This window comes from Pantoea phytobeneficialis (assembly GCF_009728735.1).
Taxonomy (GTDB): domain Bacteria; phylum Pseudomonadota; class Gammaproteobacteria; order Enterobacterales; family Enterobacteriaceae; genus Pantoea; species Pantoea phytobeneficialis.
The window spans coordinates 4,015,740-4,030,275 of sequence record NZ_CP024636.1 but is presented as its reverse complement, the minus strand read 5'-3'; the positions used below and the strand labels follow the sequence as shown (position 1 = coordinate 4,030,275).

The window sequence follows — 14,536 nt, the reverse complement described above, 5'->3', positions numbered from 1 at the left end:
GTCAATACTTTCCGGGTGGGCAGGAATGCTTTACCTCTGCAATCAACTTCCTGCCGACATCTCTGCAAATCAAATAATAACTGAGGATGATTACATGAAAGTTATCAACACGGTTGTGGCGGCGATGGTGATGGGCGCGATTTCCTTTTCGGCACTGGCAGCCAAAGAGGTGACTAAAGAAGAAGTGCAGAAAATGAATCTGGAGAAAATCGGTACGGTGACCACCACGGCAGAAACCACCTCGCCGATGGATGCCAAAAAAGAGTTGTCAAAACTGGCGGATGAGAAGGGCGGAAAATATTTTCTGGTGATTGCGGGCCGTGAACATGGCAAGTTCAGTGCCGTCGCGGATGTGTATAAATAATTAACCCTTCAGCCACATAAATTGCCAGGCAGCCAGTCGCACCGACTGGTTGCCATCAATATTCCCACCATTGATTAAATCGTGAAATTGCCGAGCCTGCGGCAACATCGTCTCAATCTCGCGACCGCTAAGATTAAATACGCAAAGAACCGCTTCCTGGTTATCGGGCTGGTGACGACGCAGGACCAACAACGCGTTATCGCTGTCGAATAATGTCATCGGATTGTCGGGATGGAACGCAGGTTGACGTGTGCGCAGTTGAATCAGCGCGCTCAGGCGTTCAAACACCTGCTGACGAAGCGCATTGCCGCCGCTCAGCAACTGTTCCATATCACGCACACTGAACTTCTCGCGATTGATGGCACGGTTGTGCCCGGCGACATGCACGCCTTCGTTGTCGTTACGTGAACCGAGGATGCTTTGAATATAGATGGCAGGCACGCCGGGAAAGGCCAACAGGATGGCATGTGCCAGCAGGAAACGGCGTAGTCGCGTGTTGTCATCGTCGTCCTGACGATTTAGCGCATCCAGATAGGTAACGTTAATTTCATACGGGCTGGTGGTGCCATCCGGATTGTTTTTGTAAGAAACCAGCGCCCCTTCCAGCGCCAGGTCACGCACCAACGCCACAATTTCTACTTCCGATAAAATACCGCGCGCGGGATTGAGGCCAATGCCATCATGTGAGGCGAGAAAGTTAAAAAAGGTGGTATCACCGCTACCGGTGTCCAGCGTGCTGGCCCACTGACGCAGCGCGCGGCCGGAGCTGGAATGAATGGCATGCAGCACCAACGGCGGCAGGGAAAATTGATATACCATCTGCGCTTCGTCGTGGCCGTTGCCAAAGTAACTGATGTTGTCTTTGTGCGGCACATTGGTTTCTGTGACGATCACCGTACCCGGCGCGACCACGTTGGCAATCGCGCGAAATAATTTCACCAGCTGATGAGTCTTGGGCAGGTGGATACAGTTGGTGCCTGGCGTTTTCCACATATAACCCACCGCATCGAGGCGCACGTAGTCGGCGCCTTTCTTCAGATAATCGAGCAACACGTTGACCATACGGATGAGGACTTCCGGGTTGGCGAAGTTGAGGTCAATCTGATCAGCGCTGAAGGTGGTCCAGATATAGCGCGTTGCGCCATCCGCCATTTCGAATGGCGTCAGCAGCGGCGAGGTGCGAGGCCGGGTCACGGCACTGAGATCGGTGGCGGGTGGCATGCTGATAAAAAAGTCATCCCAGCCGGGGTCCTGCGCCAGAAAATGGCGAAACCAACTGCTGTGCGCTGACATATGGTTGCAAACAAAATCGAACATCAGCCGGGTATGGGTGTGTAGCGCCGCGACATGCTGCCAGTCGCCGCAAATCGGGTTGACCTGGTGATAGTCGATAACCGAAAAACCATCATCCGATGAATAAGGAAAGAACGGCAGCAGATGGACCAGAGAAAATGTGTCTTGCAAATGTTGCTGATAAAAACGCGAGAAGGTGGCAAGGGTAGGGACATCTGGTTCACGCAATTGGTCGGCGTAGGTAATCAGCACCACATCTTTCTCATCCCAGCGCGGTTTCCGTGGGATTTTGACCGTATCCCGTGCCGCACGTATGTGGGAAAGCAGACGCTCACGAGCCGCCACAGGGAAAGTGCCTGCATAAATCTCATCAAGTAAGGCGTTGATAATATCCATCAGATCGCTGTGCCACGCGGAGGGTCATTTTTTCACACGGATTTTTTCAGCGTAGCTGGATGGGACGATTTATCAACCTGATGTACGCGATGGCCTGGCGGCCACCGCGCTTTTTAACGCAGGGGTTAGCGTTTTTTGCCGAAGGCGGCAGCCAGTGCATCGCCCATTGCGCTGTTACCGGCAGGCTGACTGGCCGGTTTGGCCCGGCCCTTATTCGCCTGTGTCGGGCGTGCCGACTCTTTACCGGCACTGCGGTTGCCACCACCGCGCGCATTGTTCTCGCCCGGCTGCTCGTCCAGACGCATGGTAAGGGCAATACGCTTACGTTGCAGGTCAACTTCCATCACTTTAACTTTGACGATATCACCGGCTTTGACGACCTGGTGCGGATCTTCGACAAACTTATCCGACAGCGATGAAATATGAACCAGGCCATCCTGATGCACGCCAATATCGACAAAAGCGCCAAAGTTGGTGACGTTGGTGACAGCACCTTCCAGCACCATGCCGGGTAACAGGTCATTGAGTGTCTCCACGCCTTCTGCAAACTGCGCGGTTTTGAACTCAGGACGTGGGTCGCGGCCTGGTTTTTCCAGTTCTTTGATAATGTCGGTGACGGTAGGCAGACCGAAGCGCTCATCGGTGAAATCACGCGCGCTGAGATTCCGCAAGCTACCCGGATTACCCATCAGTTCACCGAGCGCCTGCTCGGTGGCTGCCAGAATGCGCTCAACTACCGGATAAGCCTCCGGGTGGACGGTGGAGGCATCCAGCGGGTTGTCACCGTGATTGATACGCAGGAAGCCTGCGCATTGTTCAAAGGCTTTCGGGCCGAGACGGCTGACTTTCAGCAACTGCTGACGGTTCTGGAAGCGGCCATTCTCGTCACGCCAGCTGACAATGTTCTGCGCCATCATGCGGGTTAAACCGGCCACACGGGTCAGCAGCGCCACCGAGGCGGTGTTGAGATCAACCCCCACGGCGTTCACGCAGTCTTCCACCACCGCATCCAGTTTCTTCGCCAGTTGGCTCTGGCTGACGTCATGTTGGTACTGGCCGACACCGATAGATTTGGGATCGATCTTCACCAGCTCAGCCAGCGGGTCCTGCAAACGGCGAGCGATGGAAACCGCACCACGCAGCGAGACGTCGAGGTCCGGGAATTCCAGCGCGGCCAGTTCTGAGGCGGAATAGACCGAAGCACCGGCTTCGCTGACAATCACTTTCTGCGCTTTGATCTGCGGATATTGTTTCTGCACATCAAGGAAGAAACGTTCAGTCTCACGCGATGCGGTGCCGTTGCCAATCGCCACCAGCTCAACCTGATGTTTGGCGCACAGCGCTGCGACAGCGGTCGCCGCTTTGGCGGTCTGTCCGGTATGCGGATAGATGGTATCGGTCGCGACCAGTTTGCCGGTGGCATCGACCACCGCCACTTTCACACCGGTACGCAGGCCGGGATCGAGGCCCATCGTGGAACGCATGCCTGCCGGTGCCGCCATCAGCAGGTCGTGCAGGTTACGGGCAAAGACGTTGATGGCTTCATCTTCGGCGCGTTCGCGCACGGTGCCCATCAGTTCAGTTTCCAGATGCAGCAATACCTTGATACGCCACGTCCAGCTCACTACCGCTTTACGCCAGCTGTCTGCCGGGGCGTTATTCAGACGCAGATTCAGGTGGCTGGCAATCAGCGTTTCACCGTGGCTTTCGCGCGGTGCTTCGTCAAATTGCGGGTCGGCATTCAGCGACAGTTGCAGCACACCTTCATTGCGGCCACGGAACATCGCCAGCGCACGGTGTGAAGGCACGGTGCTGAGTGCTTCGTGATGATCGAAGTAGTCGCGGAACTTCGCACCTTCTTCCTCTTTGCCTTCAACCACGCGTGAAACCAGGTGGGCGTTTTTCCACAGATAATCACGCACTTTCGCCAGCAGCGTGGCGTCTTCGGCGAAACGTTCCATCAGGATATAGCGTGCGCCATCCAGCGCGGCGCGCACATCGGCGACACCTTTGTCGGCATCGACATAGCCGGCAGCCAGTTGCTCAGGATCGTGCGACGGGTCTTGCCACAGCGTGTCGGCCAGCGGTTCCAGACCGGCCTCAATGGCTGCCTGTCCACGGGTGCGACGCTTCGGTTTATACGGCAGGTAAAGGTCTTCCAGCTCAGTTTTGCTGAGGGTGCCATTAATGGCGCTGGCGAGGTCGGCGGTGAGTTTGCCCTGTTCGTCGATAGATTTCAGAATCGACTGGCGGCGCTCTTCCAGCTCACGCAGATAGCCAAGACGGCTCTCCAGCTGACGCAACTGGGTATCATCCAGTCCGCCGGTGACTTCCTTACGATAGCGCGCGATAAACGGCACGGTATTCCCTTCGTCAAGCAAGCGGATGGCGGCGTCAACCTGTTCGTCACGCGCCTTCAGCTCACTTGCGATAATCTGGCTCAGCGAATCTTTCATCATCAGTTACTGTCTTGCTTACACGGGGTTAAGAAACAGGGGACAGTTATACGGGCTGAGGCTGAAAATTGCCAGACGGCAGCAGGTGAATCCGTCATTTTCTGAATGCGGCGCGCAGAACATCGCGCTTACCTTGCTGATGTTCGGCTGGTCGCATATTGTTAGCCTCCACTATGCTAAATCAGACCTGTATCACGAGTTGACGCTATGAAAACCCAACTGATTACCCGCGAGGGCTATAACAAACTGCGTGCTGAGCACGATCATTTGTGGAATGAAAAGCGTCCGGAAATCACCAAAATTGTCTCCTGGGCCGCCAGCCTGGGCGATCGCTCGGAAAATGCCGATTACACCTATAACAAACGTCTGCTGCGGCAAATCGACCGCCGCGTGCGCTATCTGCGCAAATGTTTGGCAGAACTGAAGATCGTCGATTACGCCCCGCAACAGGAGGGGAAGGTGTTTTTTGGCGCCTGGGTCGAGGTGGAGAATGAGCAGGGCGAAGTAAAACGCTTTCGTATTGTCGGCCCGGATGAAATTTATGGTGAGGTAAAGGATTACATCTCGATTGATTCGCCAATGGCGCGCGCCTTGATCAAGAAAGAAGTCGATGACGAAGTGACGGTGAATACGCCGGAAGGCCAAAAGTTGTGGTTTGTGAACCGTATCGAGTATCTGCGAGACGCGGAAGAAAAAAGAGGCGGAGAATAATAGCTTTTGTAAGAAAGCCGGGGGTGACACTTATTCTCCGGTGGCGAAAGGGCTGGTAAACAACAAGGAAGGCGCCGCGTTCCTGCCGCGCCTGATTTCATTACTTAGCGGGCATCGTGGTTGTGGTGGTCGAAGTCGAGGTGTTGGTGCCATGACCTCCGCCGCCTGCGGAGGCTAAGGCAACACCCAATAATGCGGCAAGGGCACCAACCCCGATCGCTTCTGAGGTGCCTTTTGCGTTTGTGGATGCCTGCGTACCGGCGGCTTCACCGATGGCAGTTGCGGCCTTAGCCTGGGTGAAGCCCGTCAGGATCAATATGCCCAGCAGAACGGCGATTTTTTTCATCTTCTTTCTCTCCACATGAACGCAATTTCACCCGCCATGAGGGCAGTGTCGGAGATTGTGTCGGGAGAAGAAAGTGGATGTTAATGATTGATTTTTATTGCTTTATTTAATGATGGTCTTTATTTCATATTCGGGGTGGGATTCATCCGAGAGCGTAAGGGCGGCGTAATAAACAAACGCCACATTTTATCCCCCCGGCAGGGTTCGATGGCCTATTCTCAACAGGAATGTGTACAAAAAAGGCCGTCAGGAAGGCAGAGCCAGCAACAATCATAAAATGCGCTGATTTTTCAGAGATCCCTTAAACATATTGATCAGCCGAGCAAAAAGCGCGAAATGCGCCACAATTATGCGGTGAAATTAAAGATAAGCTGCTGTTTAATATGCTTTGTAACAATTTCGGCTAGAATATAAACCATTAATGACTGTCACTGTAAGGCATCTTTTTTTAACAATATTGGCTCAGGCAATGGCGCCTTTGGGAGTTGAACATGCAAGAGAACTACAAAATTCTGGTCGTCGATGATGATATGCGTTTGCGCGCGTTGCTCGAACGCTATCTCACCGAACAGGGCTTTCAGGTGCGCAGCGTTGCCAACGCCGAGCAAATGGATCGTCTGTTAACCCGCGAATCTTTCCATCTGATGGTCCTTGACCTGATGCTGCCGGGCGAAGATGGCCTGTCAATTTGCCGCCGCCTGCGTAGCCAAAGCAACCCGATGCCGATCATTATGGTTACGGCGAAAGGGGAAGAAGTGGACCGTATCGTTGGGCTGGAAATCGGCGCTGACGACTATATTCCGAAACCTTTCAACCCGCGTGAGCTGCTGGCGCGTATCCGTGCCGTGCTGCGTCGTCAGGCCAATGAATTGCCGGGCGCACCGTCTCAGGAAGAAGCGGTGATTGCGTTTGGTAAATTCAAACTGAACCTTGGTACGCGTGAAATGTTCCGTGAAGATGAGCCGATGCCGCTCACCAGTGGGGAATTCGCTGTGCTGAAAGCGTTGGTTAGCCATCCGCGTGAACCGCTGTCCCGCGATAAGCTGATGAACCTGGCGCGTGGTCGTGAATACAGCGCGATGGAACGTTCTATCGACGTGCAGATTTCCCGTCTGCGCCGCATGGTAGAAGAAGATCCGGCGCATCCGCGTTACATTCAGACCGTTTGGGGTCTTGGCTACGTCTTCGTTCCGGACGGCAGTAAAGCATGAGGCGATTGCGCTTCTCACCTCGCAGTTCGTTTGCCCGCACCCTGTTATTGATCGTTACCTTGCTGTTCGTCAGCCTGGTAACGACCTATCTGGTGGTGCTCAATTTCGCCATTCTTCCCAGTTTGCAGCAGTTCAACAAAGTCCTCGCTTATGAAGTTCGTATGCTGATGACGGACCGCCTGCAACTGGAGGATGGTACCCAGCTGGAGGTGCCACCGGCCTTCCGGCGTGAAATCTATCGTGAACTGGGCATTTCGCTGTATACCAATGCGGCCGCGGAAGAGAGTGGGTTGCGCTGGGCACAGCATTACGAGTTTCTCAGTGAGCAGATGGCGCAGCAGCTTGGCGGGCCAACTGATGTGCGGGTTGAGGTAAATAAAAACTCCCCGGTGGTGTGGCTGAAAACCTGGTTGTCTCCCGATATCTGGGTTCGCGTGCCGTTGACCGAAATTCACCAGGGCGATTTTTCACCGCTGTTCCGCTACACGCTGGCGATTATGCTCCTGGCGATAGGTGGAGCCTGGCTGTTTATCCGGATTCAGAACCGACCGCTGGTTGACCTTGAACATGCCGCTTTGCAGGTGGGTAAAGGAATTATTCCCCCTCCATTGCGTGAGTATGGCGCATCCGAAGTGCGTTCGGTGACACGGGCCTTTAACCAGATGGCCGCGGGTGTGAAGCAATTAGCCGATGACCGCACCTTACTGATGGCGGGTGTCAGTCACGATCTGCGCACCCCGTTGACGCGTATTCGTCTCGCCACCGAGATGATGAGCGAGGAAGATGGCTATCTGGCGGAGTCGATCAACAAAGATATCGAGGAGTGCAATGCGATTATCGAGCAGTTTATCGACTATCTGCGTACCGGCCAGGAAATGCAGACTGAGCGCGCCGATCTGAATAGCGTGCTGGGTGAAGTGGTTGCAGCGGAAAGTGGCTACGAGCGCGAGATTGAGAACGCGGTGATGCCAGAGGAGTTGATACTGGATATCAATCCGCTGTCGATTAAACGGGCAGTGGCGAATCTGGTAGTGAATGCGGCACGCTACGGCAATGGTTGGATTAAAGTCAGCAGCGGTCAGGAGCTGAATCGCGCCTGGTTCCAGGTCGAAGATGACGGTCCGGGGATTAAGCCGGAACAGTTGCAGCATCTGTTCCAGCCTTTTGTTCGCGGCGACAGTGCCCGAAGCACCAGCGGCACCGGTCTTGGGTTGGCGATTGTGCAACGTATTATTGATGCGCATGACGGCTCGCTGGAGATTGGTGTCAGCGAGCGCGGGGGCCTGCGCATCCGCGCCTGGCTGCCCGTACCGGGAACCGGAACCGCGCTGGTCAACAGCAACCATAACGTCTGACGCAGCGGCGCGATTCATCGCGCGCCTTTGACCTTTACTGTCAACGTGCGCGATAAATCGCGTCGCTACGAGTACGTTTTACGGCAGTTGTGGACCCGCCTGCACCAACGTGGCCCCGGCAGCGTTGTCTGTGTATTTTCCGAAGTTGTTGATAAAACGCTGTGCCAGATCCTGTGCCGCTTCCTGCCATGCGTTCGGGCTGGACCAGCTGGCGCGAGGATCCAGAATCTCGTCGCTCACCTGGGCCAGGGTGGTGGGGATTTGCAGATTAAAGATCGGCAGCGTCTGCGTCTCCACATCATCCAGTTCACCCGCCAGAATCGCATTGATGATGGCGCGCGTCTCCTTCAGCGAAATACGTTTGCCACTGCCGTTCCAGCCCGTATTCACCAGATACGCTTGTGCGCCTGCTGCTTCCATACGTTTTACCAGCACCTCGGCGTACTGCGTTGGATGCAGGGTGAGAAATGCGGCACCAAAACAGGCAGAAAAGGTGGGGGTCGGCTGAGTGACGCCGCGTTCCGTACCGGCCAGTTTGGCGGTAAAGCCTGACAGGAAATGGTACTGCGTCTGTTCTGGTGTTAAACGCGAGACTGGCGGCAGCACCCCGAAGGCATCGGCGGTGAGGAAAATCACCCGCTTCGCATGGCCCGCTTTGGAAACCGGACGCACGATGTTTTCAATATGCTCAATCGGATAGGAGACGCGGGTGTTTTCGGTTTTGCTGGCGTCGGCATAATCGACACTGCCATCACCGCGTACCACCACGTTTTCCAGCAACGCATCACGGCGAATCGCGTTGTAGATCTCCGGCTCGGCCTGGGCCGACAGGTTGATGGTTTTCGCGTAGCAGCCCCCTTCAAAGTTGAAGACGCCGTCATCATCCCAGCCGTGTTCATCATCACCGATCAGTTGACGATCCGGATCGGTCGACAGCGTGGTTTTTCCTGTGCCAGAAAGGCCGAAGAATACCGCCACATCGCCGGATTTGCCCACGTTGGCTGAGCAGTGCATCGAGGCAATGCCTTTCAGCGGCAGCAGATAGTTCATGATGGCAAACAGGCCCTTCTTCATCTCACCGCCGTACCAGGTACCGCCAATCAACTGCATGCGTTCGGTCAGGTTAAAGGCGACAAAGTTTTCTGAATGCAACCCCTGAGCCTGCCAGTTCGGGTTAGTGCATTGAGCGGCGTTCATCACCACGAAGTCGGGCGTGAACTGTGCCAGCTCTGCGTCGCTCGGGCGGATAAACATGTTTTTGACAAAGTGCGCCTGCCACGCCACTTCCATCACGAAGCGCACGCTGAGGCGCGTATCCGGATTGGCACCACAGAATGCATCAACCACAAACAGACGCTTGCCCGATAACTGTTCAGTTACGCACTGCTTCAGCGCCTGCCAGGTTTCTGTTGAGAGTGGCTGGTTGTCATTCTTGCCTTCGCCGGTGTCGTTCCACCACAACGTGTCGCGCGTGGTGTCATCACGCACGATGTATTTATCTTTGGGGGATCGACCGGTGAAAATACCGGTATCGACAGCGATAGCCCCGCTTTGCGTCAGGATGCCCCGCGCAAAACCTTCCAGTTCGGGGCGCGTTTCCTCCTGAAACAGAGTATCGAAATCAGGGTTGTACACCACTTCCGTAGTGCCATTGATGCCCAAAGCGGCAAGATCGTGCGATGTCAGGCCGTTAACGCGCATGTGAATGCTCCTCATCGGGGTCTGTTCTATTTGTAATTATGAAAGATGATCCTGCAGGTCGGCCCGGTCAGGGGCCGAGGATGATCGCGCGCAGTGTACCCGAGTTGGCGGGCCGGAAAAGGCTTGTCAGTCAGAAATGCGACTCAAGGCGTGTTAAGCGGATAAATATGCCACTTATGAAACTAAAGTTAGGGAAAAGAAGGTAATTTCTTTGAAAATGAAGGGGATGTAAAAGGGCGGCTGGCCGCCCGGATAACCCTTAATGCAGTTGATCGCTGCTGCCCGTCGGCGTATTGCGGATGGCTGCGATATCGACCGCATCGTAAACGTAATGTGCGCCGCAATAGTCGCAGTGCATGTCGATCTCACCGTCTTCTTCGAGGATCTCATCGACCTCTTCAATTGGCAGCGTTTTCAATACTTCGCCGCAGCGTTCGCGTGAGCAGGTGCATTTGAAACTGACCGTGGTCGGATCGAACACCGTCGCTTCTTCCTGGTGGTAGAGACGCCACAGAACGTCAGTCGCAGACATCTCAATCAACTCTTCACTTTTCACGGTTTCGGTCAGGGTTGCCAGATGGTTGAAGTCGTCGAGATGCGGTTCCTGGGCAGGCAGTACCTGCAACAGGATACCGGCGGCACCTTTTTCATTGGTACGAATAAACAGGCGAGTCGGCAACTGCTCAGAACGCATAAAGTAATCTTCCAGGCAACCGGCCAGCGTATCGGCTTCCAGACCGACGACGCCCTGATAACGCTCACCTTTCTCCGGGGAGATGGTGATCACCAGATAACCATTGCCAACCATCTGCTTCAGGCTGCTGCCAGGGGCGATCTCTTCCTTCACGCGAGCCACGCCGCGCAGCTCCTGACGGTTGTTACCGTTGATCACTGCCAGCGACAATGGGCCATCGCCCTGCAACTGCACGGTAATATCACCCTCGAATTTCAGCGTTGCGGTCAGCAGGCTGGTGGCCACCAGCAGTTCGCCCATCAGGTTTTTCACCGGCTCAGCGTAGTCGTGGTTTTCCACGATGTCGCGCCAGGTTTGGGAGACATTCACCAGCTCGCCGCGCACGGCCACATTTTCAAACAGATAACGATGCAGTTGATCTTGAACAGACATAGGTTTTCTCTCGTTGGGGCGCGACTTATTCATCGCCCGACAATTTAAATTTCATCAGATCGCGGCGCTCCTTCTTATCCGGGCGGCGATCCGGGTGCGGCATACTGAGCGCGTTCATCTTGCGTGCCAGCGCCAGCTTTTCCCGTTTCTCAATGCTGACAGCCGTTTCAGCATACAGCGCCTGGGCTTCAGTGGCCGGGCGACGCTGATCGCTGATGGCGGTGATAATGACGGTGCGCTCATCATTGCCCTGACGTAGCGTCAGCTCTGCATCCAGCTCCACCAGCTTACTGGGTTTACTGCGCTGGCCGTTGTAATGCACCTTACCGCCTTCAATCATCTCGCGTGCGATGGCACGGGTTTTGTAAAAGCGCGCCGCCCACAGCCATTTGTCGAGGCGCACGCCTTCGCTGATTTTTTCTTTCATTGCGGCTCCTGATTTAACGCAGCGTCTCCAGTAGCTCCCGATAATCTCGCACTGCCGGATGACGGCTGAAAGATTGATCCGGCTGGCCTGAGTCCGGATTGCTGACGCCTAAACACCAACCGATGCCCCAACGCGTTGCGGCATCCAGAATCGGTTCGCTGTCGTCAATAAACAGCGTGCGCGCATTATTGAAGCCGGTTTGCTGCTGTACCGCTTGCCAGAGACGCTGGTCCTCTTTCGGATACCCAAAGGTATGGGTAGAAAGTAATAAATCAAGGTGGGCAGCCAATCCGGTCTGCGCCAGTTTGACGTCCAGATTGTAAGGATGGGCATTGGTCAGCAGGATGGTACGTTTTCCTGCCGCACGCAGAGCCTGCAAAAACGGCAGCGTATCCTCGCGCAAAGCGGCGCGATCGCGCTGTGCGAAGGTCATGGCGCGGATATCCAATGCCAGTTCCTGCGACCAATAATCCAGACAGTACCAGTTTAGCGTATGCGCAACGGCGTGATATTTTTCCCGAATCAGTTGATGCGCTTCGGTCAGCGTGATGGCGCGCTGGCGGCTCAGGGTTTCCGGGACATGTTCCAGCCAGAAGTGGCGATCAAAAGCGAGATCGAGCAAGGTGCCGTCCATATCCAGCAGCACGGTATCGATACCGGTCCAGTTAAGCGTAACTTGCATGTTTTTTCCCCGCCCTGAAAACAGGGCGACAGGGTAGCACAGAAGGGAAAGGCTCAGAACAGTGAGCGCACGCTCTGCATAGTACTGAGATTGTGGTTAAAACATTTGTCGTAGTATTGCTGAATCTCGGCCATCCGCAGGCGATTGCGATGGACGCGACGCATCGCCAGCAGCCCATTAATCAATGCGCAACCGGCCAGGACCACCATCAACAAGGCGGTGCCGAGATAGCGCCACTGCGCCAGGGCATCCGGTTCATTATGCAGCGCGATATGACGGGTGCCATTGGCATCGGTGGTGATGCTGGTAATGATGCCGCTGGCGGTGAAGGGGGTGTGCAGCAGCATGCCGGACATATGTTGCAGCTCGCGCCATTGCGAGGGGGCATCCAGATCAAACAAGGGAACGGATGGCTGTGGCTGATTGACCAACTGACGACCTTCATCGCTGATGATCAGAAAACCACCCGGTGGCGGGCTGTTAAGGTTTTCCGCTGCGCGGCGTGTTTCACGCGAGAAGAAGGTGGAGGTAGCGGTGTTAACCAGGTTTTCCAACGCCTCAGCGCTAACCGGGCGCAGCAACACGTTCATGCCATTCAGGCGACCGGAATCCGCACGATGAATCAATGTATCCCAATCTTTCGCATTACCCAGATTGACCAGCGCGTTTTTCAGGCGCACGCAATCCTGCTGCTGGCTGCACAGGTCCTGGGTTTTTAACACCAGGTCGGAGAAATCATCCAGCAAAATCATCCCCGATTTCTGAATGGCTGAGGCGAGCTGCGGATTCAGTTTCGGATCGGTATTGGTTTCGGGATGCAGCTGACGTGTGGTGGTGTCGAGCAGTGCGGCTGCTTTATCGATAATATCGGACTGCGGTTGTGGCAGCGGTGTGGCGTTGTTCCAGTAAATAGCGGAGCAGTCGAACGGCATAAACGCGTAGCTGCGATTGCTTTGATAGTTGCCGGGTACAGAACACATGCCGGTGCCGCTGACCTTCAGGCTGTCACCAATATGCAGTGGCATCGCATTGAGTTTATCGACGCTATTCACTTCCAGGCTTTCGGTGCCTTTGACCCAGGCAAGGCTGAGTTTGATCGGCATGCTGAGAGGTATCCAGCTTACCAACATCACCAACACCAGTAGCGAACCACAGGCCAGTACCAGATTCTTGCGCCAGCGCTGTACCGGGAAGTTACGAACTTCATCCTGTAACGACAGAAAGCGTCCCTGGCGTACCACCTGACGGTTCAGGTAAATATCGACATCCGTGACCTGGCCTAAATCATGCGCTACATAGGGCTGCCAGTGTGACGGGTAGATCAAATCGATAATGCCCAGCGAGATGTTGCTCTGTTCCTGATTTGACTCACCAAACAAACCCCAGCGTTTCGGTGCGCCGCGCAGGCAGTGCACCTCGCGCAGGCCATTTTCGCCAGGGAAACGGTACAGGAACCACAGGCTGACGGCGATCAACGCGCTACCCAGCAGAACCATCCAGATCATCATGCTGCCGGGTAATATCAGACTGAGGAAGAACAACAAAAAGGCGAAACAGATGGTGGCGGCTTCGCGGGTGCCATCGGGGCGTGACAGTTGGTACTCTTCCGATGTCTCTTTCCGTACGCGAAGTAACTCGACGTTTTCACTCTCTTCTTTGCGAATCGAAGCGTTGGTCGACATGGTTCGCACCAGCGGAGGCAGGGCGGGTTGCTCGACCACGTAATTCACCAGGGAATGGCCATTGAGTGAAATGACCAGTGGCATGGTCTGAGTGCGGATCAGTTCAACATAGTTTTCATCGGCAATGTACTGTTCCCACAGCGGTGGCAGATGAACTTCGACGGCATCCAGATAGTAGCGCCACTTTTGTGGATCATCGGTGGATAAACCATAACGGGTGATAGCGCGGGTGACGGGGTAGACGTTATTACTTTGCGCGGTCAGCGTCAGGCCTTCCGGTTCCTGCTGCTTTTTACCTGGCCGGGCTGCGGGCTGCTGACGCTGTTTTGTCAGGGCAGCAATATACTTTTCAACGGCAGCGCGTTCTTCATCGGTGAGTTTTCGGTAGGGCGGATTAATGAACGGCAGAGGTTTCGCCAACGGCGGACGATGCCGCATAGCGTACCAATAACCTATGCCCGCGAGCATGGAGCAAGCCATCACAATGGCCAAAATAATGATAATTGTGCTCATGCTCTGCTCAGTTCAGCCAAAAAACTGCCTTCACGTTAACGATCCGCTCCCGATGAATGATCAATACAGGTCAATTTTGGCGAGCTGATGTCATTCTGACAAGTGAAATGTCAGATAAAATAACGCGCAAAATCATTGAATTATAAATTATTAGATTATTCCTTACTGGAATGTTATCGGGACTCCACTCAATTAAATATCGGTATTTTCTGAATTTCCCCTGCTGTCATTGACTTATTGTGAGAATTTTAATGCAGAAATAACAATATGTTG

Annotated in this window: 12 protein-coding genes; 4 read left to right on the top strand and 8 right to left on the bottom strand. The window is 54.6% G+C overall.

Features of this window, described 5'->3' with window-relative positions; all coding sequences use genetic code 11:
* Positions 1-94 precede the first annotated feature (94 nt).
* A complete protein-coding gene (locus tag CTZ24_RS18795; protein WP_021184860.1) occupies positions 95-364 on the top strand; it encodes a YdgH/BhsA/McbA family protein in 270 nt (89 codons plus the stop codon).
* Here CTZ24_RS18795 and CTZ24_RS18790 read toward each other — a convergent pair whose 3' ends face one another.
* Together CTZ24_RS18790 and CTZ24_RS18785 are read right to left on the bottom strand one after the other, a co-directional pair.
* Entirely contained in the window at positions 365-2,053 is a 1,689-nt protein-coding gene (locus CTZ24_RS18790) for a sugar phosphorylase (RefSeq protein ID WP_208724319.1), read from the bottom strand.
* Between the two features lie 125 nt (positions 2,054-2,178).
* The gene (locus CTZ24_RS18785) at positions 2,179-4,509 is read right to left on the bottom strand and encodes a Tex family protein (RefSeq protein ID WP_036626759.1); all 2,331 of its coding nucleotides are present in this window, start codon (positions 4,507-4,509) and stop codon (positions 2,179-2,181) included.
* Between the two features lie 207 nt (positions 4,510-4,716).
* Here CTZ24_RS18785 and greB point away from each other — a divergent pair, with 207 nt between their 5' ends.
* On the top strand, positions 4,717-5,220 hold the full coding sequence (gene greB, locus CTZ24_RS18780; protein ID WP_208724318.1) for a transcription elongation factor GreB: 504 nt from the start codon (positions 4,717-4,719) through the stop codon (positions 5,218-5,220).
* A gap of 100 nt (positions 5,221-5,320) precedes the next feature.
* Here greB and yjbE read toward each other — a convergent pair whose 3' ends face one another.
* Entirely contained in the window at positions 5,321-5,566 is a 246-nt protein-coding gene (yjbE, locus tag CTZ24_RS18775) for an exopolysaccharide production protein YjbE (RefSeq protein ID WP_021184855.1), read from the bottom strand.
* Between the two features lie 491 nt (positions 5,567-6,057).
* Here yjbE and ompR point away from each other — a divergent pair, with 491 nt between their 5' ends.
* Together ompR and envZ are read left to right on the top strand one after the other, a co-directional pair.
* Entirely contained in the window at positions 6,058-6,777 is a 720-nt protein-coding gene (gene ompR / locus CTZ24_RS18770; RefSeq protein ID WP_001157751.1) for an osmolarity response regulator transcription factor OmpR, read from the top strand.
* The gene (gene envZ / locus CTZ24_RS18765) at positions 6,774-8,132 is read left to right on the top strand and encodes a two-component system sensor histidine kinase EnvZ (protein ID WP_036626728.1); all 1,359 of its coding nucleotides are present in this window, start codon (positions 6,774-6,776) and stop codon (positions 8,130-8,132) included. The genes ompR and envZ overlap by 4 nt, the downstream gene beginning before the upstream one ends.
* Before the next feature lie 78 nt (positions 8,133-8,210).
* Here the strand turns inward: envZ and pckA are convergent, their stop codons facing one another.
* The 5 genes from pckA to CTZ24_RS18740 form a co-directional block, all read right to left on the bottom strand.
* Positions 8,211-9,833 carry a phosphoenolpyruvate carboxykinase (ATP) gene (pckA, locus tag CTZ24_RS18760; protein WP_208724317.1) on the bottom strand — a complete coding sequence of 541 codons (1,623 nt, stop codon included), beginning with the start codon at positions 9,831-9,833 and terminating at the stop codon, positions 8,211-8,213.
* A 259-nt stretch (positions 9,834-10,092) separates the two neighbouring features.
* On the bottom strand, positions 10,093-10,959 hold the full coding sequence (gene hslO, locus CTZ24_RS18755; protein WP_208724316.1) for an Hsp33 family molecular chaperone HslO: 867 nt from the start codon (positions 10,957-10,959) through the stop codon (positions 10,093-10,095).
* A 25-nt stretch (positions 10,960-10,984) separates the two neighbouring features.
* Complete coding sequence (gene hslR / locus CTZ24_RS18750) at positions 10,985-11,386, bottom strand: ribosome-associated heat shock protein Hsp15 (protein ID WP_021184851.1); 402 nt, start codon at positions 11,384-11,386, stop codon at positions 10,985-10,987.
* Positions 11,387-11,399: 13 nt separating this feature from the next.
* Positions 11,400-12,068, bottom strand: a complete 669-nt coding sequence (yrfG, locus tag CTZ24_RS18745) for a GMP/IMP nucleotidase (RefSeq protein WP_208724315.1) — start codon at positions 12,066-12,068, stop codon at positions 11,400-11,402.
* Between the two features lie 53 nt (positions 12,069-12,121).
* Positions 12,122-14,263 (bottom strand): intracellular growth attenuator family protein, encoded by a 2,142-nt coding sequence (locus tag CTZ24_RS18740; RefSeq protein ID WP_208724314.1) that lies wholly within the window; start codon positions 14,261-14,263, stop codon positions 12,122-12,124.
* Positions 14,264-14,536 lie beyond the last annotated feature (273 nt).